Annotated in this window: 19 protein-coding genes; 12 read left to right on the top strand and 7 right to left on the bottom strand. The window is 69.4% G+C overall.

Annotated elements, in window-relative coordinates:
* Nucleotides 1–82 precede the first annotated feature (82 nt).
* The 5 genes from ACQHII_RS18170 to ACQHII_RS18150 all read left to right on the top strand — a co-directional run bounded on the left by ACQHII_RS18170 (nt 83) and on the right by ACQHII_RS18150 (nt 8827).
* Entirely contained in the window at nt 83–2119 is a 2037-nt protein-coding gene (locus tag ACQHII_RS18170) for a thioredoxin domain-containing protein (protein ID WP_427920288.1), read from the top strand.
* Between the two features lie 192 nt (nt 2120–2311).
* Nucleotides 2312–3580 (top strand): glycosyltransferase, encoded by a 1269-nt coding sequence (locus tag ACQHII_RS18165; protein ID WP_427920287.1) that lies wholly within the window; start codon nt 2312–2314, stop codon nt 3578–3580.
* Entirely contained in the window at nt 3577–5226 is a 1650-nt protein-coding gene (locus ACQHII_RS18160; protein WP_427920286.1) for an ArnT family glycosyltransferase, read from the top strand. Before ACQHII_RS18165 ends, ACQHII_RS18160 begins: the two co-directional genes overlap by 4 nt.
* Nucleotides 5223–6413, top strand: a complete 1191-nt coding sequence (locus ACQHII_RS18155; RefSeq protein ID WP_427920285.1) for a glycosyltransferase — start codon at nt 5223–5225, stop codon at nt 6411–6413. Before ACQHII_RS18160 ends, ACQHII_RS18155 begins: the two co-directional genes overlap by 4 nt.
* On the top strand, nt 6410–8827 hold the full coding sequence (locus tag ACQHII_RS18150) for a galactose oxidase-like domain-containing protein (protein ID WP_427920284.1): 2418 nt from the start codon (nt 6410–6412) through the stop codon (nt 8825–8827). The genes ACQHII_RS18155 and ACQHII_RS18150 overlap by 4 nt, the downstream gene beginning before the upstream one ends.
* Before the next feature lie 23 nt (nt 8828–8850).
* Here ACQHII_RS18150 and ACQHII_RS18145 read toward each other — a convergent pair whose 3' ends face one another.
* The 3 genes from ACQHII_RS18145 to trhA form a co-directional block, all read right to left on the bottom strand.
* Nucleotides 8851–9483, bottom strand: a complete 633-nt coding sequence (locus ACQHII_RS18145; RefSeq protein WP_427920283.1) for a TetR/AcrR family transcriptional regulator — start codon at nt 9481–9483, stop codon at nt 8851–8853.
* A complete protein-coding gene (locus tag ACQHII_RS18140; protein ID WP_427920282.1) occupies nt 9480–11054 on the bottom strand; it encodes a DHA2 family efflux MFS transporter permease subunit in 1575 nt (524 codons plus the stop codon). Before ACQHII_RS18140 ends, ACQHII_RS18145 begins: the two co-directional genes overlap by 4 nt.
* Before the next feature lie 113 nt (nt 11055–11167).
* The gene (gene trhA, locus ACQHII_RS18135) at nt 11168–11881 is read right to left on the bottom strand and encodes a PAQR family membrane homeostasis protein TrhA (protein WP_019072809.1); all 714 of its coding nucleotides are present in this window, start codon (nt 11879–11881) and stop codon (nt 11168–11170) included.
* 316 nt (nt 11882–12197) lie between these two features.
* On the opposite strand from trhA, the gene ACQHII_RS18130 reads away from it, so the two are divergent.
* From ACQHII_RS18130 to ACQHII_RS18100, 7 genes are all read left to right on the top strand, one after another.
* The gene (locus tag ACQHII_RS18130) at nt 12198–14021 is read left to right on the top strand and encodes a phosphoenolpyruvate carboxykinase (GTP) (protein ID WP_427920281.1); all 1824 of its coding nucleotides are present in this window, start codon (nt 12198–12200) and stop codon (nt 14019–14021) included.
* Between the two features lie 214 nt (nt 14022–14235).
* On the top strand, nt 14236–15219 hold the full coding sequence (locus ACQHII_RS18125; protein ID WP_427920280.1) for a serine/threonine-protein kinase: 984 nt from the start codon (nt 14236–14238) through the stop codon (nt 15217–15219).
* Entirely contained in the window at nt 15206–15667 is a 462-nt protein-coding gene (locus ACQHII_RS18120; protein ID WP_019072807.1) for a hypothetical protein, read from the top strand. Before ACQHII_RS18125 ends, ACQHII_RS18120 begins: the two co-directional genes overlap by 14 nt.
* An 80-nt stretch (nt 15668–15747) precedes the next feature.
* A complete protein-coding gene (locus tag ACQHII_RS18115; RefSeq protein WP_427920279.1) occupies nt 15748–16662 on the top strand; it encodes a hypothetical protein in 915 nt (304 codons plus the stop codon).
* 27 nt (nt 16663–16689) lie between these two features.
* Nucleotides 16690–17451 carry a vWA domain-containing protein gene (locus ACQHII_RS18110; protein ID WP_427920278.1) on the top strand — a complete coding sequence of 254 codons (762 nt, stop codon included), beginning with the start codon at nt 16690–16692 and terminating at the stop codon, nt 17449–17451.
* Nucleotides 17452–17454: 3 nt separating this feature from the next.
* Nucleotides 17455–18246, top strand: coding sequence for a PP2C family serine/threonine-protein phosphatase (locus tag ACQHII_RS18105; protein WP_427920277.1), 792 nt, complete (start codon nt 17455–17457; stop codon nt 18244–18246).
* Nucleotides 18243–19403, top strand: coding sequence for a hypothetical protein (locus ACQHII_RS18100; RefSeq protein WP_427920276.1), 1161 nt, complete (start codon nt 18243–18245; stop codon nt 19401–19403). The genes ACQHII_RS18105 and ACQHII_RS18100 overlap by 4 nt, the downstream gene beginning before the upstream one ends.
* Here the strand turns inward: ACQHII_RS18100 and ACQHII_RS18095 are convergent.
* Genes ACQHII_RS18095 through ACQHII_RS18080 form a run of 4 tightly spaced genes read right to left on the bottom strand, consistent with a single transcriptional unit; the run spans nt 19391 to nt 23834 of the window.
* Nucleotides 19391–20002 (bottom strand): hypothetical protein, encoded by a 612-nt coding sequence (locus tag ACQHII_RS18095; protein ID WP_427920275.1) that lies wholly within the window; start codon nt 20000–20002, stop codon nt 19391–19393. The genes ACQHII_RS18100 and ACQHII_RS18095 overlap by 13 nt on opposite strands.
* Nucleotides 19989–21527, bottom strand: coding sequence for a substrate-binding domain-containing protein (locus tag ACQHII_RS18090; RefSeq protein ID WP_427920274.1), 1539 nt, complete (start codon nt 21525–21527; stop codon nt 19989–19991). Before ACQHII_RS18090 ends, ACQHII_RS18095 begins: the two co-directional genes overlap by 14 nt.
* On the bottom strand, nt 21524–22741 hold the full coding sequence (locus ACQHII_RS18085) for a toxic anion resistance protein (protein WP_427920273.1): 1218 nt from the start codon (nt 22739–22741) through the stop codon (nt 21524–21526). The genes ACQHII_RS18090 and ACQHII_RS18085 overlap by 4 nt, the downstream gene beginning before the upstream one ends.
* Before the next feature lie 13 nt (nt 22742–22754).
* Nucleotides 22755–23834, bottom strand: coding sequence for a substrate-binding domain-containing protein (locus ACQHII_RS18080; protein WP_427920272.1), 1080 nt, complete (start codon nt 23832–23834; stop codon nt 22755–22757).
* Nucleotides 23835–23906: the final 72 nt, after the last annotated feature.

Raw genomic sequence — 23906 nt, 5'->3', positions numbered from 1 at the left:
AGAGGGCGACGATCACCCGTTCGCTGCGCGGAAGCTGCGGGCCGTTCTACGACCTGTGCCGCCCGTCGGGCACGATGGGTCCATGCCGAACCGACTGGCCCATGAGACCTCCCCCTATCTGCTCCAGCACGCTGACAACCCGGTCGACTGGTGGCCCTGGTCGGAAGAGGCGTTCGACGAGGCCAGGAGGGCGAACAAACCGGTCCTGCTGAGCGTCGGATACAGCAGCTGCCACTGGTGCCACGTCATGGCCCACGAATCCTTCGAGGACCACCCCACCGCCGACTACCTCAACGAGCACTTCGTCAGCATCAAGGTCGACCGCGAGGAACGCCCCGACGTCGACGCCGTCTACATGGAGGCCGTGCAGGCGGCCACCGGGCAGGGCGGCTGGCCGATGACCGTGTTTCTCACGCCCGACGCCGAACCCTTCTACTTCGGCACCTACTTCCCGCCCGCCCCCCGCCACGGCATGCCCTCCTTCCGGCAGGTGCTCGAAGGGGTGCGCAGTGCGTGGAGCGACCGGCGGGACGAGGTCGCCGAGGTCGCCGGGAAGATCACGCGGGATCTGTCCCAGCGGGAGATCGACTACGGCGGCACCGAGGCACCCGGCAAGGAGGAGCTGGCACAGGCGCTGCTGGGGCTCACCCGTGAGTACGACCCGCAGCGCGGGGGATTCGGGGGCGCGCCCAAGTTTCCGCCGTCCATGGTCATTGAGTTTCTGCTGCGGCATCACGCCCGCACCGGTTCCGAGGGTGCGCTGGAGATGGCGCAGGACACCTGTGAGCGGATGGCTCGTGGCGGTATCTACGACCAGCTCGGGGGCGGGTTCGCGCGGTACTCCGTCGACCGCGAGTGGGTGGTGCCCCACTTCGAGAAGATGCTCTACGACAACGCCCTGCTCTGCCGCGTGTACGCGCACCTGTGGCGCAGCACCGGGTCCGAGCTGGCCCGCCGGGTCGCTGTCGAGACCGCCGACTTCATGGTGCGGGAACTCCGCACCAACGAGGGCGGGTTCGCCTCCGCGCTCGACGCCGACAGCGACGACGGGACCGGGAGCGGCAAGCATGTCGAGGGTGCCTACTACGTCTGGACGCCCGAGCAGCTCGCCGAGGTGCTCGGCGAGGACGACGCCGAACTCGCCGCCCAGTACTTCGGTGTGACGGACGACGGCACCTTCGAGGAGAGGCAGTCCGTCCTCCAACTCCCGCAGAGCGAGGGCGTGTTCGACGCCGGGAGGATCGAGTCGGTCAAGAGGCGTCTCCTCGCCGCCCGTTCGCAGCGGCCCGCCCCCGGCCGGGACGACAAGGTCGTCGCCGCCTGGAACGGGCTCGCCGTCGCCGCGCTCGCCGAGACCGGTGCCTACTTCGACCGGCCCGACCTGGTCGAGGCCGCCGTCTCCGCCGCCGATCTCCTCGTACGGCTGCATCTCGACGAGCACGCCAAGCTGTCCCGCACCAGCAAGGACGGGCAAGTCGGGGCGAACGCGGGGGTGTTGGAGGACTACGCCGATGTCGCGGAGGGCTTTCTCGCGCTGGCGTCGGTCACGGGGGAGGGGGTGTGGCTGGAGTTCGCCGGGTTCCTGCTGGACCATGTGCTCGCCGGGTTCGTGGACGAGTCGGGGGCGCTCTACGACACCGCCGCCGACGCCGAGCGGCTCATCCGCCGGCCGCAGGATCCGACCGACAACGCCACCCCGTCCGGCTGGACCGCGGCGGCGGGCGCCCTGCTGAGCTACGCGGCGCAGACCGGTGCCGAGCCCCATCGCAGCGCCGCCGAGCGGGCGTTGGGGGTCGTGAAGGCGCTCGGGCCGCGGGTGCCGCGGTTCATCGGGTGGGGGCTCGCGGTCGCCGAGGCGTATCTCGACGGGCCGCGCGAGGTGGCCGTCGTAGGGCCTTCGCTCGACGACGAGGCCGCAAAGGCCTTGCACCGTACGGCACTTCTGGGGACCGCGCCCGGTGCGGTGGTCGCCTTCGGGGTCGCGGAGAGTGAGGAGCTGCCGTTGCTCGCGAACCGGCCACTGGTGGGTGGTGAACCGGCCGCGTATGTCTGCCGTAACTTCACCTGTGACGCGCCGACTACCGATCCCGAACAGTTGCGCACCGCGCTGAGCAGGTGAAACGACAGACTCGTAACCATCCCAAACGCGACCAGCGAGAGAAATGCTCAGGTCCGGGTCGCAAGGTGAGGAAACACGCTCTTCACTGAAATCACCTGTCCTCTTCACAGACCGCCCATAGTCTCGGCCCCGTGACGCGACGGAGGTAACTCACCGTCGCGCCGGGGGGATTGGGATCTGGGGGGATCTGCTGTGCTGACGTCCGTATTCGTCGCTGCTGTTTCGCTTGCCCTGTTCTGGATGGCCGCCTTCACTCTGTGGTGGCAGATGCACGCGTGGCGTACGCCCGAAGTGCTCGCCTCCACCCGCTTCAGCAGTCCGGACGGGGACGAGCACGTCTCGTTCTCGTTGCTGCTGCCGGCCCGGCACGAACAGGCCGTGCTGGACCACACCATCCAGCGCCTGCTGGAGTCCACGCACACCGACTTCGAGATCATCGTGATCGTGGGGCACGACGACCCCGAGACCGCGGCGGTGGCCGACAGCGCCGCCGTGCGCGACCCGCGCGTCCGCGTCGTCGTCGACACGCACGAGAAGAAGAACAAGCCGAAGGCCATGAACACGGCGCTGCCGCACTGCCGCGGCGATGTCGTCGGGGTCTTCGACGCCGAGGACCAGGTCCATCCGGAACTGCTCGCCCATGTCGACCACGCGTTCCGGACGACGGGGGCGGACGTCGTCCAGGGCGGCGTCCAGCTCATCAACTTCCACTCCAGCTGGTACAGCCTGCGCAACTGCCTGGAGTACTTCTTCTGGTTCCGGTCCCGGCTGCATCTGCACGCGCAGAAGGGGTTCATCCCGCTGGGCGGCAACACCGTCTTCGTACGGACCGACACCCTGCGGGAAGCCGACGGCTGGGACCCCAACTGCCTCGCCGAGGACTGCGACTTGGGCGTCCGGCTGTCCAGTGTCGGCAAGAAGGTCGTCGTCGCCTACGACTCCGACATGGTGACCCGGGAGGAGACTCCGGGCTCGCTCATGTCGTTGCTGAAGCAGCGAACTCGCTGGAACCAGGGCTTCCTTCAGGTCTACCGGAAGAAGGACTGGAAGCAACTCCCGGGATTCGGGCAGCGGTTGCTCGCCCGCTACACGCTGATGACCCCGTTCCTGCAAGCCTTCTCCGGGGTGATCATCCCGCTGAACGCGGCGGTCGCGCTCTTCCTGGACGTGCCGGTCGGCATCGCCTTCCTCACCTTCCTGCCGCTGGTCACCGCCGCCGTCACCTTCGTCTTCGAGGTCGTCGGACTGCACGACTTCGGCAAGCAGTACGGCCTGCGCGTCCGCGCCGTCCACTATCTGAAGCTCGTCGTGGGCGGCCCCTTCTACCAGGTCCTCCTGGCCGGAGCCGCGATCCGCGCAGTGTGGCGTGAGCAACGTGGCCGAAACGACTGGGAGTTGACCTCCCATGTCGGCGCGCACCTCACCGAACCCGCAGTGATCCGAGAGGACGTTCCTGCGTGACCTCCACCCTTCCCGCGGCGACCACCACGGTCCCCGCGCAGCGCCAGCCTGCGCCTGAAACCGGTTCGGCCACCCGAACGACGCCACTTTCAAGGCTGCGTTCCTCCCGCCCCGACCTCCTCCTCTGCGGTCTGCTCCTCACCGCGATCCTCGTCGTCCAGGGCTGGAACATCGCCGACTACCCGACGCTCAGCGACGACGAGGGCACCTACCTGGCCCAGGCCTGGGCCGTCCAGCAGGGCACCGGCCTCGCCCACTACACCTACTGGTACGACCATCCGCCGCTCGGCTGGATCCAGATCGCGCTGCTCACCTGGATCCCCGCGCACTTCAGCCCCGACTCGATGACCGTCGGCACCATGCGCCTCGTGATGCTGGTGATCAGCGCGGTCAGTGCCGTCCTCGTCTACGTCCTGGCCCGCCGCCTGTCCCTCCCGCGCTGGGCGGCCGGCCTCGCCATGCTGCTCTTCGGACTGTCCCCGCTCTCCGTCATCCTCCAGCGGGAGATCTTCCTCGACAACATCGCCGTGATGTGGATGCTGCTCGCGTTCTGCCTGGCCGCGTCACCGAGTCGCCATCTCTGGCACCACTTCGGGGCCGGTCTGGCAGCCGCCGCCTCGGTCCTCACCAAGGAGACGATGGTCGTCGTCCTGCCCGCGCTGGTGGTCACCATGTGGCGGCACGGACACCGGGACACCAGGAAGTTCGCGCTCACCGGCGCCATCACGGCCTGTGTCCTGATCGGCTGCGCGTACCCTCTCTTCGCCCTGCTCAAGGGCGAGTTGCTGCCCGGCAGCGGCCATGTCTCCCTCTGGGACGGCCTCAAGTACCAGATGACCAGGCCGGGTTCGGGCTTCATCCTCGACCCGGGGACCGGCTCCCACGGTGTCCTCCACTCGTGGCTGTACTACGACCGTGTCCTGCCCCTGGGCGGCCTCGCCGGGGCGCTCCTGCTCCTGGTGACCTGGCGCTGGTCGGTCACCGCCCGCTCGCTCGCCGGACCGGCGCTGACCGTGGCGATCCTCGCCGCCGTGGCCCTGCGGCCGGGCGGCTATCTGCCCGCGATGTACGTCATCGGCGCGCTGCCCTTCCTCGCCCTGGTCCTCGCCGGAGGCACCGCCTCGGTCGCCCACGCCGTGCTGCGCAGACGGCGGCGCGAGGGGGAGAAACGGTACGTCACCGGGGGCCGGTACGCGCTCGCGGCCGTGCTGGCCCTCGCCGCCGGCGCCTATGTCGTACCGAAGTGGTACGACGGCGACCACACCGCCGTGACCGCGGACGCCAACGCCCCCTACCGGGCAGCCTCCAAGTGGCTGTCCACCGAGGTGCGGGACCCGAAGGACACCCGGGTCCTCGTCGACGACGCGCTCTGGCTGGACCTGGTGCACGCCGGGTACCGGCCCGGGCTCGGGGTCATCTGGTTCTACAAGGCCGACCTCGACCCCGCCGTCACCAAGACGCTGCCCGACGGCTGGCGGGACATCGACTACGTGGTGGCCTCCCCGACGGTACGGCGAGACGCGGTCGACCTGCCCAACGTCAAGGCGGCGATCGAGCACTCCACCCCGGTCGCCACCTTCGGCACCGGCGACGACCGCATCGAGATCCGGCAGGTCCGGTCCGAAACCGTGGGAGCCCAGCGATGAGTCAAGAGTCCACAGTCCCAGGGGAGTTGGGCGAGCCCGCGGTACGCGCCACGGAAATCGCCGAGCCCGGTGCCGTCACCATCGTCGTACCGACCTTCAACGAGTCGGCGAACGTACGGGAGTTGCTGCACCGGATCACCGAGTCCGTGCCGACCCGGCTGCCCTGCGAGGTCGTCTTCGTCGACGACTCCACCGACGACACCCCCGAGGTGATCTTCGAGGCCGCGCGGGACTGCCCGTTCCCGGTGACCGTGCTGCACCGGGAGGAGCCGGTCGGCGGGCTCGGGGGCGCGGTCGTCGAGGGGATCAAGGCGGCGACGTCGGACTGGATCGTCGTCATGGACGGCGATCTCCAGCATCCGCCGTCCCTGGTACCGGAGTTGGTGGGTACCGGCGAGCGGGCGCACGCCGGGCTCGTCGTCGCTTCCCGGTACATCAAGGGCGGCAGCCGCGAGGGTCTGGCCGGCGGCTACCGCATCGCCGTCTCCCGTGGGGCGACCTGGCTGACCAAGGGGCTCTTCCCGCGCAGACTGCGGGGCATCAGCGACCCGATGAGCGGCTTCTTCGCGATCCGCCGCAGCGCGGTGACGGCACAGGCGCTCAAGCCGCTCGGCTACAAGATCCTGCTCGAACTCGCCGTCCGCAGCCGCCCGCACACGGTCACCGAGGTGCCGTTCGTCTTCCAGGACCGCTTCGCCGGCGAGTCCAAGTCGACCGCGAAGGAAGGCTTTCGCTTCCTGCGCCATCTGCTCGGCCTGCGCACCGCCTCGCCGGTCGCGCGCATGCTCGTCTTCGGCCTGATCGGCGCCACCGGCTTCCTGCCGAACCTGGTCGGCCTCTGGGCGCTGACGAAAGCGGGCATGCACTACGTCCCCGCCGAGATCCTCGCCAACCAGCTCGGGGTGGCCTGGAACTTCCTGCTCATCGAGCACCTGTTGTTCCGCGACCGCCGGATGCACCGCAACTGGTGGGACCGGGCGGGCCGCTTCGCGCTGCTCGCCAACGCCGACCTGGTGCTGCGCATCCCGCTGATCGCCGTGTTCGTCCACCGGTTCGGCATGGGCGCCGTGTCGGCGACCGCGCTCGCGCTGGTCACGACCTTCGTCCTGCGCTTCGTCGGCACCGAGGCACTGGTCTATCTCCCGCGTCGCAAGGAGAGCCGTACAGCCGCAAGGAGAGGCGTGTGAACAAGTACCGCAGAAGAACCGCGTTCCTGGGGGTGGGAACGCTGACCGCCGGACTGCTGCTGACCTCGCCGCAGTCCGCCGAGGCCGCGAACCTCGTGCTCAACCCGGGGTTGGAGACGGACGGCGGTGACGGGATGCCGTACTGCTGGGAGAAGTCCGGCTGGGGCGACAACGACTTCGATTTCACGACGACTTCGGACGCGCACTCCGGTTCCAAGGCCATGAAGGTCACCGTGACGCGGCGGGTGGACGGTGACCGGAAGGCGCTGATCACCGAGTCGACGGGGTGTGCGCCGGTGGTGACGGCGGGCAAGCAGTACGATCTCGGGCTCTGGTACAAGACGACCACGCCGGACGCGAACATCACCCTCTTCCGGCACGACACGGTCGCCGGCTGGCAGTACTGGACGGACCTCAAGACCCTGGAGATGCAGGGCAGTTGGACCCAGGCGAGCGTCCGTACGCCGGAAGTCCCGGCCGGTACCGACCGGATCACCTGGGGTGTCTCGGTCTACGGCACCGGGTCCGCGACCACCGACGACTACACGATGGACCAGGTGCCGGACACGCTCCCGCCCGCGACCTGTACGGCGACCGCCGAGCAGTGCGCGAACGGCCGTTGGGACGTGCTCCCGACGCAGAACCCCGTCCGCTCGATGCACTCCGTCGTGCTCAACAACGGCAAGGTGCTGCTGATCGCGGGCTCCGGGAACAGCCAGGAGCAGTTCGACGCGGGGACGTTCACGAGTGCGGTGTACGACCCGGTCGCGGGGACGTACAAGGTGATTCCGACGCCGAAGGACATGTTCTGCTCGGGGCACATCCAGTTGCAGGACGGCCGGGTGCTGGTGCTGAGCGGCAACAAGGCGTTCCCGGCGGCGGACGGTTCGCACGGGTACGAGGGGTACAAGGACTCGTACATCTTCGACCCGGTGACCGAGACGTACAGCAAGACGAACGACTTGAACGACGGGCACTGGTACCCGTCGGCGACCGAGCTGGGCAACGGTGACGTCGTCTCCTTCGGCGGGCTGCGGGAGGACTCGACGGGGTCGGTGACGGCCGAGTACTGGTCGGACGCGCAGCAGAAGTGGCTGCCGTTGTCGCAGGTCAACCAGACCTGGTCGTACTGGGGGCTGTACCCGTCGATGGTCCTGATGCAGGACGGGCGGCTCTTCTACACGGGCAGCCATGTCTTCGGGAACAACATCCCGGGCACGGGCTCGGCGATCTACGACTACTCCGCGAACACGATCACGTCGGTCCCGGGTCTCCAGAACAAGGACCAACGCGACCAGTCCGCAAGCGTGTTGCTGCCTCCGGCGCAGGACCAGAAGGTCCTCACCATCGGCGGCGGCAACATCGACTCCAACCCGGACGCGAACCGGCTGACCGACATCATCGACCTCAAGGCGGCGAATCCCACGTACACCGTGGGACCCCAAATCCCGCAGGGGACCGTCGACTTGGGGAACGGTCCGGTGGCCGAGACCGGTGCGCAGGGCAAGATGTACGTATCGGCCGTCATCCTCCCGGACGGCACGGTGCTGGAGACGGGCGGCGCGCTGCACAACCGGGCGAACCCGGTGTACGAGGCGTCGATCTTCGACCCGGCGACGACGACGTTCGACCCGGTGGCCGCCGACCCCGAGGCCCGCGGCTACCACTCGTCCTCGTTCCTGCTGCCGGACGGCCGGGTGATGTCGACCGGTGACAACCCGGGCAACGGCACCTGGAACCACAACGTGTCGATCTACACCCCGCCGTATCTCCTCAAGGGCACACGCCCGACGATCACTTCGGTGATCGACAACGAGTGGGAGTACGGCGACACCCAGACGATCACCGTCGACCGGCCCATCGCCAAGGCGGAGTTGATCCGGCCGGCCGCGGTCACCCACTCCTCGGACCCGAACCAGCGGTTCGTGGACCTGCCGCTCTCCGTGAACGGCAACACGGTCGACCTGAACGTGACGAGCAACCCCAACCTGGCGCCGCCCGGCTGGTACATGCTCTTCGCGGTGGACGCCAACGGCGTTCCCTCGGTCGCCAAGTGGGTCCATCTGCAAGGCCCTTCGGCCCTGTCGGCGGACACGGCCTCGGCCCACGTCCACTCCTTCGCCGACTCCCTGACCGGCAAGGTCACCGAGCCCGGCAGGAAACGGACCTCGCAGAAGGTCTCCGTGACCATCTCCGGCTGCGACCGCCACTACGGCACGATCAACGTCTGTGTCCCCACGGTCTTCCCGGCCGAGGTCAAGTCGACCACCGCGGCCCGCTGTTCATGGCTCCGGCAGAACGACTACGGCCGCCTGAAGGTCAACGGCAAGGACGACCCGCTCCACCTCGACCCGGACAGGGACGGGGTGGCGTGCGGGAAGGGTGACCTGAAGACCGTGAAGAAGAAGGGGTAGGTGCCGCCCGAGCACGGGCTCACTCACTCGGTGAGCCCGTGCTCCAGCACGTCCATCGTGCGGTCCACCAGGCTCGCGAAGTCCTCCTGGTGGCCGTTCTCCGCCCAGTACAGCGACGTTTCCATCAGACCGCCGATGAGCGACATGGCGTAGACCCGGACCTCCAGGCTGTCCTGGTCCCGGCCGGTGCGCTCGGCGATGGCCTCGCAGAGCATGGCGCCGGTGACCGACATGCTCTCCATCATGCGGGAGCGCACCGCCGGGACCTGGACCATGAGGTGGGTGCGCAGGCGGGTGGTCTCCTCGTCCTCCTTCAAGCCGTACTTGATGGCCTTCTGCATCACATAGCGGAGGGTGGTCATCCAGGGCTCGTCGGCCGGGCGGGCCCGGAGTTCGTCCATGATGATCGGGTCGAACTCGTCCGTGATGACGATGTCTTCCTTGGTCGGGAAGTAGCGGAAGACGGTCGACGGCGACACCTCGGCGCGCTCTGCGATCTGCTCGATCGTGGTCGCGTCGTACCCCTGCTCCTTGACGAGCGCGTACGTCGCGGTGCGGATCGCTTCGCGGGTCTTGATCTTCTTGCGCTCACGGAGGCCCAGTTGAGGGCGGTCTGCGGGGCTGAAGGGGGAGGGTGCGGCCGTCATGCTGTTCATTGTCCGGCATCCGCCAGAGCGGTGGCCACGGCTGTGCCCGTGTCCTCGTCGTCCTTCTCCGTCGCCGCCACCGGGGTGTTCGGCAGGAACGCCGCCGCAAGGAGGGCGGTGACGAGGGCCGCCGCGCCGCACACCAGCAGGACCAGGCCCATGCCGTGGACGTACGCGCTGTTCGCCGAGGCGATCAAGTCTGCGGATCCCGCCTTCTGGCCGACGATGTGTGCCGCTACGACCGACTCCCCGGCCGTGTCGGCCGCCTTCGCGGGCAGGCCGGTCACGTCGAGGCGGTCCCGGAAGGTGCTGGCGAGCAGGCTGCCGAGCAGGGCGATGCCGATCGCGGCGCCGACCTGGCGCATGGTCATCAGGAGCCCGGAGCCGCTGCCGGCCCGGTCGCGGGGGAGCGCGCCGAGGGCGCCGTCCATCGCGGGGACGATCGAGAAGCCGAAACCGAAGCCGGTGACGGACAGCCACAGCGCGGTGAAGCCGTAGCCGGAGTCGACCGTCGTACGGCTGCCGAGGACGGCGGCGAAGGCGAGGACCACCAGGCCCGCCGTGACGACCGCACGGGAGCCGAACCTGGCGACGAGCGGTTGTGCGGCGCGGGCCGCGACGATCAGGCCGCCCATCATGGGCAGCAGGCGGACGCCGGTGCCGAGCGCGTCGTTGCCGAGGACCGCCTGGAGGTACTGCGGCAGCACGAACAGCAGGCCGGACAGGACGAACATCACGAGGGTCGCGGCCATGGTGTTGAAGAGGAAGCCGCGGTGGGCGAGCAGTTCCATGTCGAGCATGGGCCGTTCCATGCGCCGCTCGCGCAGCACCAGGGCGGTGATCAGGATCGCGGATCCGATGAGCATGCCCACGATCAGCGGGTCGCCCCAACCGCGGCTGGGCGCCTCGATGATGGCGTAGATGAGGGCGCCGAGGCCGGCCGCGGTGAACGCGGTGGAGAGGGTGTCGACCTTGGGGGAGGCGGGGTCGCGGGTCTCGGGGAGCAGGAAGACGCAGGCGGCGATGCCGATCGCGGCCATCGGGATGTTGACCAGGAAGACCGAGCCCCACCAGAAGTGGTTGAGCAGCCAGCCGCCGATGATCGGGCCGAGCGGCAGGCCGAGCGAGGAGGCCGCGGAGATGATGCCGACGGCCTTGGTGCGCTCGTCGGGGCCGAAGAGCGAGGGCAGGACGGAGAGGGCGAGCGGGGTGATCAGGGCCGCGCCCACTCCCATCACCGTGCGGGCCGCGATGACCCAGTTCACGTCGTTCGCCATGACGCCGGCCACCGAGCCGGCGAGGAAGATGCCGAGCCCCACGACCAGCATCCGGCGCCGTCCGAAGCGGTCGCCGAGGAGGCCGGCGGGGAGCATCAGGGCCGCGAAGACGATGACGTAGGAGTCGGCCATCCACTGCTGCTGGCCGGTGGTGGCGCCGAGGTCGCCCGCCATGGTGGGCAGGGCGACGTTGAGGATCGTCGTGTCGAAGCCGAGCGTGAGCATGCTCGCGACCAGGGCCCCGAGGGCCCACCAGCGGCGCGGGTCGCGTCGCACCTCTTGGGATTGAGTGACAGTAGCCATGAAATGAGAGTAGCTGTCAAAAGGTGGTTGATGTCAATGGGGATCGGCTTTCAGCGCATGAAAAATGGCCACGGCTTGAGAGCCGTGGCCATGAACAGGAGGTGTCTCAGGCGCTACCCGTGCTGGTAGGCCACCAGGGAGATCCCCACGTAGTGCACGAGGAAGGCCGCCACCGTCAGGGAGTGGAAGACCTCGTGGAAACCGAACCAGCGCGGTGACGGGTTCGGCCGCTTTATGCCGTAGATCACTCCGCCCGCGCTGTAGAGCAGTCCGCCGACGATGACCAGGACCAGGACGGCGATGCCGCCGGTGCGCATGAAGTCCGGCAGGAAGAAGACGGCCGCCCAGCCCATCGCGATGTAGCAGGGGGTGTAGAGCCAGCGCGGGGCGCCGACCCAGAAGACCCGGAAGGCGATGCCGGCCAGTGCCGCGCCCCAGATGCCCCACAGCAGCCACTGGCCCTTGGCGCCCGGGAGCAGCAGCATCGTCAGGGGCGTGTACGTGCCCGCGATGATCAGGAAGATGTTGGCGTGGTCGAGTCTGCGCAGGATGCCGTCCATGCGCGGGCTCCAGTTGCCCCGGTGGTACAGCGCGCTGACGCCGAAGAGCAGGCAGGCCGTCAGGGCGAAGATCCCGCAGGCGATACGGCCCCGGGCCGAGTCGGCGAGTGCGGTGAGCACCAGGCCGGAGATGAGAACGGCCGGGAACATGCCGAGGTGCAGCCAGCCGCGCAGCTTCGGCTTCACATGGTCGGGGATTGAGAGCGCGGAGGGACCGTGGCCGGCGATCGGCGTGTCCGTGGGCGCGTCGGGGACGGACGCAGTCATGCGCGCAAGCGTACCTACGGAACCGTAAGTTACGTGTCAGTGCGGCGAGATGGGGTCCAGAAGTGGCCACTCTCTCATGCGTAGCCGAGGTGCGGGTACCCGGGGTGAAGCGCCGGTGACGCACGGAAAACATCTCGATACGTGGCGATCCTCACGTCGCTCGTCTGTGAGGCCCTCTGGACAGATGGGCAGGGGAGTCGGATGATCAAATGAGTGCGGTCGGCACCGGATGAGCGCCAAGATCGACCATCTGAAGCATCCGGGTCGCGGCCCCCACGGGGCAACAAGGACAAAATCCCTCACCATAGGAGCAATCGTGGCGCGCGACATCGCGGCTCCCCCCGTCATCCCAACCGAACACAAGGAACTGGTCTCGTGGGTGAACGAGATCGCAGAACTGACCCAGCCGGACAGCGTGGTCTGGTGTGACGGATCAGAAGCCGAGTACGAGCGGCTGAGCGAGGAGCTCGTCCGAAAGGGCACCTTCCAGAAGCTCGACCCGATCAAGCGCCCCAACTCCTACTACGCCGCCTCCGACCCGACCGATGTCGCCCGGGTCGAGGACAGGACGTTCATCTGCTCCGAGCAGGAGCAGGACGCGGGACCGACCAACCACTGGAAGGCACCCGCGGAAATGCGGGAGATCTTCGCGGGAGAACAGGGCATCTTCCGCGGCTCCATGAAGGGCCGGACGATGTACGTCGTCCCGTTCTGCATGGGCCCCCTCGGCTCGGACCTCTCCGCGATCGGCGTGGAGATCACCGACTCCGCCTACGTCGCCGTCTCCATGCGCACGATGACGCGCATGGGACAGCCCGTCCTCGACGAACTCGGTACCGACGGCTTCTTCGTGCGTGCCGTGCACACGCTCGGAGCACCGCTGGCCGAGGGCGAGGCGGACGTGCCGTGGCCGTGCAACTCCACCAAGTACATCTCGCACTTCCCCGAGAGCCGCGAGATCTGGTCCTACGGCTCCGGCTACGGCGGCAACGCGCTGCTCGGCAAGAAGTGCTACGCCCTGCGCATCGCCTCCGTGATGGCGCGCGACGAGGGCTGGCTCGCCGAGCACATGCTGATCCTCAAACTGACGCCTCCGCAGGGGGAGTCGAAGTACGTGGCCGCCGCCTTCCCGAGCGCCTGCGGCAAGACCAACCTCGCGATGCTGGAGCCCACCGTCTCCGGCTGGACCGTGGAGACCATCGGTGACGACATCGCCTGGATGCGGTTCGGCGAGGACGGCCGGCTCTACGCGATCAACCCCGAGGCCGGTTTCTTCGGCGTCGCGCCCGGCACCGGCGAGCACACCAACGCCAACGCGATGAAGACGCTGTGGGGCAACTCCGTCTTCACCAACGTGGCGTTGACCGACGACAACGACATCTGGTGGGAGGGCATGACGGAGGAGACCCCGGCCCACCTCACGGACTGGAAGGGCAACTCCTGGACGCCGGAGTCCACTTCGCCCGCCGCGCACCCCAACGCCCGCTTCACCGTGCCCGCCTCGCAGTGCCCGATCATCGCGCCCGAGTGGGAGGACCCCAAGGGAGTGCCGATCTCGGCGATCCTCTTCGGCGGCCGGCGCGCCTCGGCCGTACCGCTGGTGACGGAGTCCTTCGACTGGAACCACGGCGTCTTCCTCGGCGCCAACGTGGCCTCCGAGAAGACCGCCGCCGCCGAGGGCAAGGTCGGTGAGCTGCGCCGCGACCCCTTCGCCATGCTGCCGTTCTGCGGCTACAACATGGGCGACTACATGGGCCACTGGATCGACGTGGCCAAGGGCAAGGACCAGGCGAAGCTGCCGAAGATCTACTACGTGAACTGGTTCCGCAAGAACGACGCGGGCAAGTTCGTGTGGCCCGGCTTCGGCGAGAACAGCCGTGTCCTGAAATGGATCGTGGACCGCCTCGACGGCCGCGCCGAGGGTGTCGAGACCCCGATCGGCGTCCTGCCGGCCAAGGGCGCCCTCGACACCAAGGGCCTGGACCTGTCCGAGGCCGACCTCGACTTCCTGCTCACCGTCGACAAGGACGTGTGGCGCGAGGAGGCGGCCCTGGTCCCCGACCACCTCAACACCTTCGGCGACCACACCCCGAAGGAACTGTGGGACGAGTACCGCGCGTTGGTGCAGCGCCTGGGCTAGTCCCCGTAAGACTCCGCGGCCGGTCAACCGAATGTGCCCTGACCAGCAGATCGTCACGGCCGGCCGCGGTGACGGCACAACGGGCAGGGGCTCGCACAACGGCGTGCGGGCCCCCACCCGTTGGCCTCCATTTCTCCCATCACCTCTGCCCAGACCGGCATTTCGGGGGACACTCGGGACAACCTGCAACGAACCCCGAAGTGAGGTGAGCGGGGTGCGTACTCCGGCCAGTGATCCGCTGAGCGTGGGGCCGTACCGGATCGCCGGGCGGCTCGGCTCCGGCGGTATGGGCTGGGTGTATCTCGGCCGTTCCCCGGCCGGCCGCGAGGTGGCGGTGAAGGTCGTACGGCCCGAACTCGCCGCCGAGCGGGAGTTCCGCGAGCGCTTCGCCCGCGAGGTCGCCGCCGCGCGGCTGGTCAGCGGCGCGTACACGGCGGCCGTCGTCGATGCCGACACCGAGGCCGAACTCCCCTGGCTGGCCACGATGTACGTGCCCGGGCCCTCCCTCGCCGAGGCCGTCCGCAGCGACGGACCGCTGCCCGAGGCCCAGGTCCGCAGGCTCGGCGCGTTCCTCGTCGAGGCGCTGCAAGCCATCCACGCGGCCAACCTGGTCCACCGCGACCTCAAACCGGCGAACGTGCTGCTCGCCTCCGACGGCCCGCGTGTCATCGACTTCGGCATCTCCCGCGTCGAGGGCGCCCCGAGCCTCACCCAGGCCGGAATCGTGGTGGGCACCCCGCCGTTCATGTCCCCGGAGCAGATGACGGCCGCGCCGGTCGGCCCGCCCACGGACGTGTTCTCCCTCGGCGGTGTCCTGGTGTACGCGCTGACCGGCCGCCCGCCGTTCGGCTCGGGCGAGGCGGTGAGCCTGCGGGTGGTGCACCGCGAGCCCGACCTGGACGGCGTACCGGCGGGGCTACGGCCGCTGCTGGCGCGGTGCCTCGCGAAGCGACCCGGGGACCGGCCCCGACTGGACGTCCTGCTCGGGGAGTTGCTCGCGCAGCCGCGCACCGCGGTGTGGCCGCCGCCCGCCGTGGCCCGCACGATCGAGGTCCGCCGCAGCGAGCTGGCCGCCCGGCGCGGGGGCGGTACGAGTCTGCCGGTGCCGTCCTGTCTGCTGCTGCACGCGCAGGCCCTGCTGGACGCGGGCCTCACCGACGACATGGTCACGCGGGCGGTGGTCCGTGGCGACGCCTGAGGCCTCGATCCCGCCCGGCCGGGACTACGACATCGCCTCGTCCTGGCGGCAGTTGACGCACACCTGGGGCGCCCGCCGGAATTACCACGTCGAGAGCGAGGTCGATTCCCTCTCCCTGCAATTCGATCTAGAGGGGTCGGGGCGCACGCTCACCGTGCGTTTCATGACCACGAAAAGACTTCTCGTCGCTTTTGTCACCGACGGTCATTCCCTGCGCAAGGATCAATTGGCGATCGCCGCCGCCGCGTCCAACGCGTGGAACACGGAACAGCTGAATCCCATGCTGTCGGTGTGGGACGTGCGCGGACCCAGCCCGTGCCTCGCCGGGGTCTGCGATCTCCCGCTGACCTGCCGGATCTCGCAGGCCGACTTCGATGTTCTGGCCAGTGATTGGGTGGAACGGGCGCGACAGATGTTCACCCGTTGTCATCAGGTTTTCCAGCTGTAGAAGTGAATTGAGCATTCTCAGTCAACCCCTTTCGGCCACGGCCCTGTTGCCTCCACTATGGGCGCCAACGGGGGGTCGTCATGAGACGTACGTTGTGCACTGCCTTGCTGTTCGGTTTGTTGATCGCGGTGATTCCGGCGGGGTCGGCGGCTGCCGCCGGCGCGGACTGCGGCAAGGACTTTCCGGCGCGCCTCGGCTGTTGGCGGGAAGCGCTCGGCGACGGGGCCGAGGTCACGGTCACGCTGGACAAACCGCTGGCCGTCGACACCGGCCAGAAGGTCGACCAGGCCGCCGTCCGCCGGGACCTCAAAAATCTTCGAGTGGAGGTACCGGCCGATGTCCACACCGGCCAGGGCGGCACCGCGCTGCTCCTCCTGGCCGGCCACCCGCTCGTCGACCGGGACGCCCGGATCGATCGGCTGAACTCCGCGACACTCAACCAACTCGGGACCTGCACAAGCGACTTGTGCACAGCACTGAAGAGTTCCTCGCTCACCGGCGGCCAACTGATCGACAAGAAGCTGGGCGTCACCGAACTCGGCCCGCACAAGTCCTTCGACTACCTGCGCCTCCTCTTCATCACCCTGACCGCCGTACTCCTCCTCCTGCTCCTCGCCCTCCTCCTCGCCGTCCGCCGCTCCCGCGCCCCGGCCACAGTCACAGCCACGGCTGTGGCGGACACCGGCCCGGACCCCGCGGAGACCACCGCCAGACTCCGGCCCGTCCCGCCCGCCCCCGCACCGCCCCCGTCCCCCGGCCGCCGGGTCGGCCCCCGCACCGGCCCGTCCCGAACGGCCGTCGTCCGTACGGCACTTCACCCGCAGGGCTATGTCGAACTCGACCACGTCCTGTACCGGGCCGTCTGGGCCGAACCCGACCGCACCCCGCCCGAGCCCGGCGCGCAGGTCGAGGTCACCGACGCCCGCGAACCCGACTCCGACGTCCTGTACGCCTTTCCGCCCGCCGCCCGGCATCACGCGCGCGGCAGCTCGTGATCCCCGTACTACCGCCAGGAGATCCCCATGCACAGCGAATACCCGCCCACGCTGCCGGCGGAGTACGCCGACATCGAGTTCGAGAACAACGCGCAACGGCTGCCGCTGGTGCTGTGCCTCGACACGTCGAGTTCCATGGCGGGGGCGCCGATCCAGACCCTCAACGACGCGCTCGCCGAGTGGACCCGCGAACTCCACGACGACGTCTCCCTCAGCTACAGCGTCGAGGTCGCCGTGATCACCTTCGGCGGCCGGGGCGTCGGCGCCTGGCGTGGGCCCCAACTCCTCGACCCGCACACCCCGGTGAGCCCCTTCGTGCCCGCGCACGCCTTCCAGGCACCCCGCTTCACCGCGTCCGGCGTGACGCTGATGACGGAGGCGCTGGAGCTGGCCATGCATGTCGTCGCGGCCCGCAAGGCGGAGCTGCGCGCCTCCGGGCTCCAGTACTACCGCCCGCAGATCTGCCTGGTCACCGACGGCCTCCCCACCGACGGCACCGGCCATATGACCGACTCCTGGCACCGGCTGCTGCCCGTCCTCGCCGAGGAGCAGCAGGCCCGCCGCTTCCGCCTCTACGCGATCGGCGTCGGCGGCATCACCGACCGCGGCGAGCAGGTGCTCCAGGCGTTCGCGCCGAAGTTCAACGCCCGCATCCAGGGCTTCCCGTTCCGCGAGCTGCTCCAGATGATGTCGGCCAGCGCCAACGCCGAGCAGAAGGGCGCGGGCGACGAGGTCTTCGAGAAGATCTTCAGCCAGTTCAAGACCCAGCGCCCGGCGTGGGAGAGCTGAGCGGTGGCCGCGTCGCCCTGGCGCATCCACGGCCTCAGCGTCGAGGGCTACCGCCACCGCCGCACCGGCACCCCCTGCCAGGACGCCTGCACCTATGTGGCATCCGCGCAGGTGACCGTGCTGGCCGTCGCGGACGGCGCGGGCAGCCGCCCGCACTCCGACCAAGGGGCCCTGCACGCCGTCGAGTTGGCGGCCGAGCACTTCCGGCGCCGGGCCGCCGCAGCGTCCGGCTGCCCGCCCGGCACCGAGGTCCACGACCTGCTCGCCGACGCCTTCCACGACGTCGCGAAGATCTTCCTGGACACCTACGGCGCCGCCGCCCCCGACTACGCCACCACCCTCACCGTCGTCGTGCTCACCCCCGGCTGGCTCGGCCATCTCAGCGTCGGCGACGGCTTCGTCGTCGTACGCGCCGGAACCGAGGACGGGCAACGGCAGTTCCACCTTCTCCCGCAGCCGCCCGCCGTCAGCGAGTACAGCAATGAGACCGTCTTCCTCACCTCGCCCGACGCGCCCCGCCGGCTGCACACCGACTGTGTGGCGGACCCGCGCGTCGACGGGGTGCTGCTGTCCACCGACGGCCTCGCGCAGGCCGCGCTCTCTACCCCGGGCGGCGGCCCGCCGCAGCCCAACTCCTCTTTCGTGGAAGCCGTGTTGCGCTCCCTGGACACCCCGGGGCCGGTGACCGACAGCGCGAGCGAGAACATCGCCGCGCTGCTCCGCTCCGACCGGCTGACCAGTCTCAACGGCGACGACAAGACCCTGCTGCGGGCCGTGCGCGCGGTGACCCCGTGACCGGCCGCACCGTCCACCTGGACGGCAAGCCCGTGACCCTCGCCGAACTCCCGCTCAAGGGCGGCGGCCAGGCGGCCGTCTTCCCCGTCGAGGGCGACGACACGATCGTCGTCAAGCTCTACCGCGACCGCCCGGGACCGGACCTGGAGCGCCGCCTCGCCCGCATGCTCACCATGTCACCACTGGCCGCGCGCCCCACCGATGCCAACCAGCCCCCCGAACTCGCCTGGCCCACCGCCATCGCCCGAGGCCCCGACGACACCTTCCTCGGCTACGCCATGCGCCGCTTCGGCGAACCCCAACACGTGCAGCTGGTGGGCCTGTTCACCCGCGCCCAGCGCCTGCGCCTCTTCCCCGACCGCGCGGACTGGCGCTTCCTGCTCGGCGTCTCCTGGAACCTCGCCTTCATGACGGCCCGCATGCACTACGACGGCCTCGTCATCGGCGACTTCTCGTCGAGCAACGTCGTCGTCGACGCCAACGGCTTCGTCACGTTCCTCGACTGCGACTCCATCGCCTTCACCGACCCGGTCACCGCCGAGCACTTCCCGTGCCTGATGCACACCACCGACTACTCCTCCCCGGAACGCCAGTCGGGCGCGGCGGCCACCCCGGAGAGCGACAACTTCGCGCTGGCGGTGCTCATCTACCAGCTCCTCACGGCCGGCAACCACCCCTTCGGCGGCGTCCCGCACGACAGCACCTCCGAGTCGACGGTCAAGGACAACATCGCCGCGAGCGTCTCCTACGTCGTCCGCCCCGAGGCGGTCGTCATCCCGCGCGGCACCGTGGACCCCTCGGTCCTCCCGCCCGGCCTCCTCACCCTGGCCCACACGGCGTTCGGCCCGGGAGTCCACGCCCCCGCCGCCCGCCCCACCCCGGAGGTCTGGCTGCGCGCCCTCGACCAGGAACGCTCCCGCGTCCAGGCCTGCCCGACCCGCCCCCTGCACACCTATGGCTCCCACCTCCCGACCTGCCCGTGGTGCACCCGCGCCGCGGTGACCGGACACGACGTGTTCAACCCGCCGGTACGACAGCCGGTGCCGGTCCCGGTGCCGCCGGTGGCCGCGCCGGAGAGCCACCGGTTCGGGCCGCTGAAGGTGGCGGCCGTACTCGTCCTGGTGGTCGCGCTGATCGCGATCCTTCAACTGCTCTGAGAACGCCCCCGGTCCTCCAGATACCGCGTGTGCGACTCCTGCCGCCGCGCCTCCGCCTCACGCAGGTTCGCCGCCAGCTGCTGCGCCTCTTCCTGAAGCACCGTCAACTGCCGTTCCAGATGGCGTTCCGGCGGCTCGGTGCCGGGAGCCAGCCGCGTCCACCACCGCGTCCGTACGAACGTGTCGACCGCCTCCGGTACGTCCTGCCGGATCGCCCGCGACAGGATGTGCACGCCCTCCGGATCCTGCGCGAGATCCTGGGTGACCTGCGGATCGAGCAGCCCGGCGAGGAGTTGGTTCAGCTCGGTGAGCCGGCCGTCGGCGGCCGGCGGCAGCTCGATCGCGGTGAGATAGCCGCCCAGCTTCTCGAAGTCGTCGCGCAGTTCCGCCAGTTGGGCCGACGGATCCGGGAAGTCGGGCAGCGGCGGCCGTTCCGGCGGCGCGATCAGCGCACCCGCGCCGTACAGCCCGACGACCACGACCGGCCAGTACGGCCCCGCCACCCCCACGAACGTCAGCGCCAGCCCGACGAGCCCGCAGGCGCTGCCGGTGAGGTTCTTGCGGGACTCCAAGTAGCCGAGGAACTTACTGGTAGCCACGGATCTCCTCGAAGGCGCCGTCCAGCGAGCCCTTCTGGGCGTCGAAGAGACGGCCGCCGGTCAGGTCGGCGATGTGCTGGAGCTCCGCCTTGTCCGAGTCGCCGAAGAGGATGGGAAAGACGGGGATCTCCCGCTGGGCGGTGGGCAGTTGGCCGTAGAAGCCGTCGAACTCCTTGGCCTTCGCTCCGGTCGTGTTCTCGCCGTCCGTCATCAGCACGATCGACGTGAACGTGTCGCCGCCGGTGCCGAGATGCTCGTACGCCTTCTCCAGCGAGGTGTAGATCGCGGTGTTCCCGTCGGCGCTGAGCGCCTTGGTGTCCTCGCGGATCGCGTTCAGCCCGGCCTGCGGATCACCCGGGCTCACCACATGCGTCTTCACGCTCTTCACGCCCGACCCGAACGGCATCAGCGTGACCTCCTCGCGCTGCCGGAAGTCGCCGGTCAGAGCGGTGAGGGCCTTCTTCAGCCGGGACAGCCGGTCGCCCGCCATCGACCCCGAGGTGTCCAGGACGTACACGGTCCGCGAGGGCCGGCGCAGCTTGTTCTCGTACGAGTCGAGGAGCCCGTCGGCGACGGACCGGCTGCCGGGGAAGGGGAGTTCACGCCGTCGGCCGGTGTCCAGGCCGGACGCGGGCGGTACGGAGGTGACGACCGGGCGGCGGTGCGTGCGGGTGGTGATCAGCTTCTGGAGCGCGTCCGTGCGCAGGTCGGTCGTCACCCGGCGGACGTTGTCGCGGGTCGTCGCGTCCGTCGAGGCGAGCGAGGTCAGCGGGTAGTCGGCGGTGACGACCCCGTCACTCGGGCGGATTACGGTCAGACCCGGGATGCCTTTGAGGACGGACTCGTAGTTGAGCAACGCGTCGACGTTCCCCCGGCGTTGGTACGCCTCCGCGAGCCAGCCCGACGAACCCGACGTCAGCTTCTGCCCCTTGAAGAACTCCTTCAGCCGGGGAGTCGCCTTGGTGACGTCCGCGTCGGTGAGCGCCGACTGCGCGCCGGAGAGCGCGGAGGCCACCGAGACGAGGGTGGAGAAACCGGAGTTGGAGCGGGCCGGGTCCGTCATGCCGTAGGTCAACTTGCCGTCCTGGACGGCCTGTTCGATCTCGGACCAGGTGACCTTGTCCGGCTGCCAGCCCAGTGCCGTGACGGTGGCCGTCTTCACGCCGATCGCGACCGGGCTCGACATGATCGACGTCTCGGACACGACCTTCTTCGCCGCGTCGGGCCGCAGCCGCAGATAGTCGTTCGACGACAGCCACAGCGCGTCGTACTGCCCGTCGACCTTGCCCTTCGCCAGCAGGTCCACCGCGTCGAGGGTGCCCATGTAGGTGGGGCGGATCGTGATGCCGGTGTCCTTGCGGACCTGGTCGAACACCGGGGTCATGTCGCTGAGTTCGCTGGAGGCGAGGACGCGGAGGGTGCCGGGCCGGGGTGCGTTGTCGGTCCCGGTCTTCGTGTCCTGCGTCGACGTGCACGCGGTGAGCAGGGCGGCCGTGCCGAGTGCGAGCGCGAGGAGGCGTCTCATCCGAGACCCCCTTCCAGCGCGCTCTGCGAGCGGCTGCGCTCCAAGTAGCTGCTGGCGTTCTGGAGTTCGGACGTCAGGGACTCCACGGTCGCCGCCATCACCTCGGTCGCCTGCACCTTGTAGGTGTCGATCGCGTCGAGCGTGCGGTAGATCTGCTGGAAGGCGGTGCGCAGCGTCTCCGCGCCCACCGCCGGGTCGGCCGCGATGCGCTGGATCTCGCCGCTCTGCGTGGCGAGCATCTCGGCGTTGCCCCGGATGAGGTCCTCGGTCGTGCCGCGCAGGGCGTTGACCTGGTCGACGACCTTGCGCTGGTTCTCCAGCGCGGAGGCGAGCATGACCGAGATCCGCAGCGCCGAGACGGTCGTGGTCGCCGCCCGGTCCACGCCCTTGATCAGCTCGTCGTTGTTGCGCCGTACGACGTCCATCGCCAAGTAGCCCTGCGCGCACACCGCGAGCTGGGTCAGCAGGTCCTGGTGCTTCTGCCGGACCGGGAAGAGGACGTCCGCGCGCAGGGTGTCGGCCTGGCCCGGGTCGGTGGCCTCGACGCCGGCGATGTGCTGCTCGACGGCCGAGTCGAGGGCCTGGGTGAGGACCACGTACTCCTGGAGCTTGCCCATGGTCTCCCAGAGGCGGACCCGCTCGGTCTGCAACGCCGCGTTGTCGCGCCGGAGTTCGTCCTGCCCGCCGCGCAGCGAGCCCACGATCTTGTTCAACGTGCCCTGCGCGGAGGCGTACTTGGCGACATGGTCGCGCAGCTTGTTGCCGCCGGGCAGCCGGGACAGGAACTTCCGCCCCTTCGACGCCGGCAGGTCGCGCGGGTCCAAGTCCTCGACCACGCGCCGGAGTTCGACGAGCGAGCCCGCCACCTGCGACTGGGCGTCACCGCCCTTGGAGGGCAGACTGCGCACCGTCCGCTCCAGCATCCGGTTGGACTGCGCGGTGGCGCTGCGCATCTCCCCGGCGCCGAGCGCGGTGATCTCGCCGACCTTGCCCGCGAACTCGGGCGAGCGGGCGTCCAGTGCGGCCAGCCCCTCCACATAGGCACTGGCCTTGCGCTCCATGTCCGTACGGACGGAGTCGTCGACGGGCACGAGCCCGCCGGCCTTCTCTCTCGGCACGGGCTTCACGGCCTCCGGCGGAGTCAGCGTGAAGACGTCGTCGCCGCTGAGCGTGTTCTCACTGCTGTTCTGGCTGGTGTTGAAGCTGCTGCTCATGTGGTCCCCCCGGTCAACCGCGCGCCCGGCGCGCCATGTCGTGCAGCACCGTGGAGGTGGGCACGGGCGCCTGCCGGACACCGGTCAGCGTCTGGTTGAGATAGCTGGAGTGGGCGGCGGTCGCCGCGACGAACTCGGCGGTGTCGCCCTGCGGCCGGAACCCGTGCCGTACGGCGAGCTTCCGCAACGTCGGGTCGGAGCTGAGGAGTTCACCCAGCGCCCGGCCCTCCGGAGTGAGCGGCACGACGGTGTGGTCGCTGTTGGCCGTGGTGTCCGGGTAGAGGACGACGAGATCGCCGACCGGCTGCTTCTCCAGGAGCAGCGAGGCCACCTGCGACTCGTACACCAGGACCAGCGGATTGCCGGCGCCACTGATGAAGTCCCTGAACGGCCCGTCGGAGCTGGACTGTTGGGCTCCCTGCACGCTGATCAGCTTGCGCATCAGCGGCGCGGTACGACCGACATCGGCGCTACTCGCCGCCACCCGCCCGCCGTCCGCGACGTAGGAGGCCGCGGCGAGATAGAGAGCACCGGAGTTGGAGGTCTCAGGGTCGGTGGTGGCGATGTAGAGGGTGCCGGTCAACTCCCCGTGTTTGTCGGCCCCCTTGAGCTGCTGCCAGGTCCGGTCGGCCTTGGCCGCGTCCAGATAGGCGGCCATCTTCAGGGTGCCGCGGTCCTGGCTCCGCTCCAGCGTGGCGAGCCCGTTGTCCGCGAGGACCTGGGCGGCGCTGCGATGGGCCACGACGACGAGCGGCGAGTAGAAGGGCCGCGGCAGGGGCTGCTGCACCTTGTACTTGGCGGCGAGCGCGTCGGCCGGTGCCTGGCTGGAGGGGAAGGCGAAGTCGTACCCCTTGAGGTCGCGCCCCTCCATGGCCCAGGACCCGGAGGTCTCCGTCTTCACGGTGAAGCCCTTGGCGGCGAGGGCCTTCACCACGTCGGGATCGGCGAAGAAGTCCGCCTTCTCCGAACCGATCACTCCACGCACGGTCTTCGTTGCCGTGCCCTTGTCCCCGTTGTCCCGGCCCGCTACGACGGCTGCCACCACTCCGCCGATCAGCAACACCGCGAGGACGATTCCTGCGATACGTCTCACGAGGGGCAGCGTGCTCGCGGAACCCAACATTCCCCGAGGAATGGGATGAACGGAAGGTGTCGGACGGGTCCC

The sequence above is a fragment of the Streptomyces sp. cg40 genome (assembly GCF_050320165.1).
Taxonomy (GTDB): domain Bacteria; phylum Actinomycetota; class Actinomycetes; order Streptomycetales; family Streptomycetaceae; genus Streptomyces; species Streptomyces hokutonensis.
This window is presented reverse-complemented; position numbering and strand designations above follow the sequence as displayed.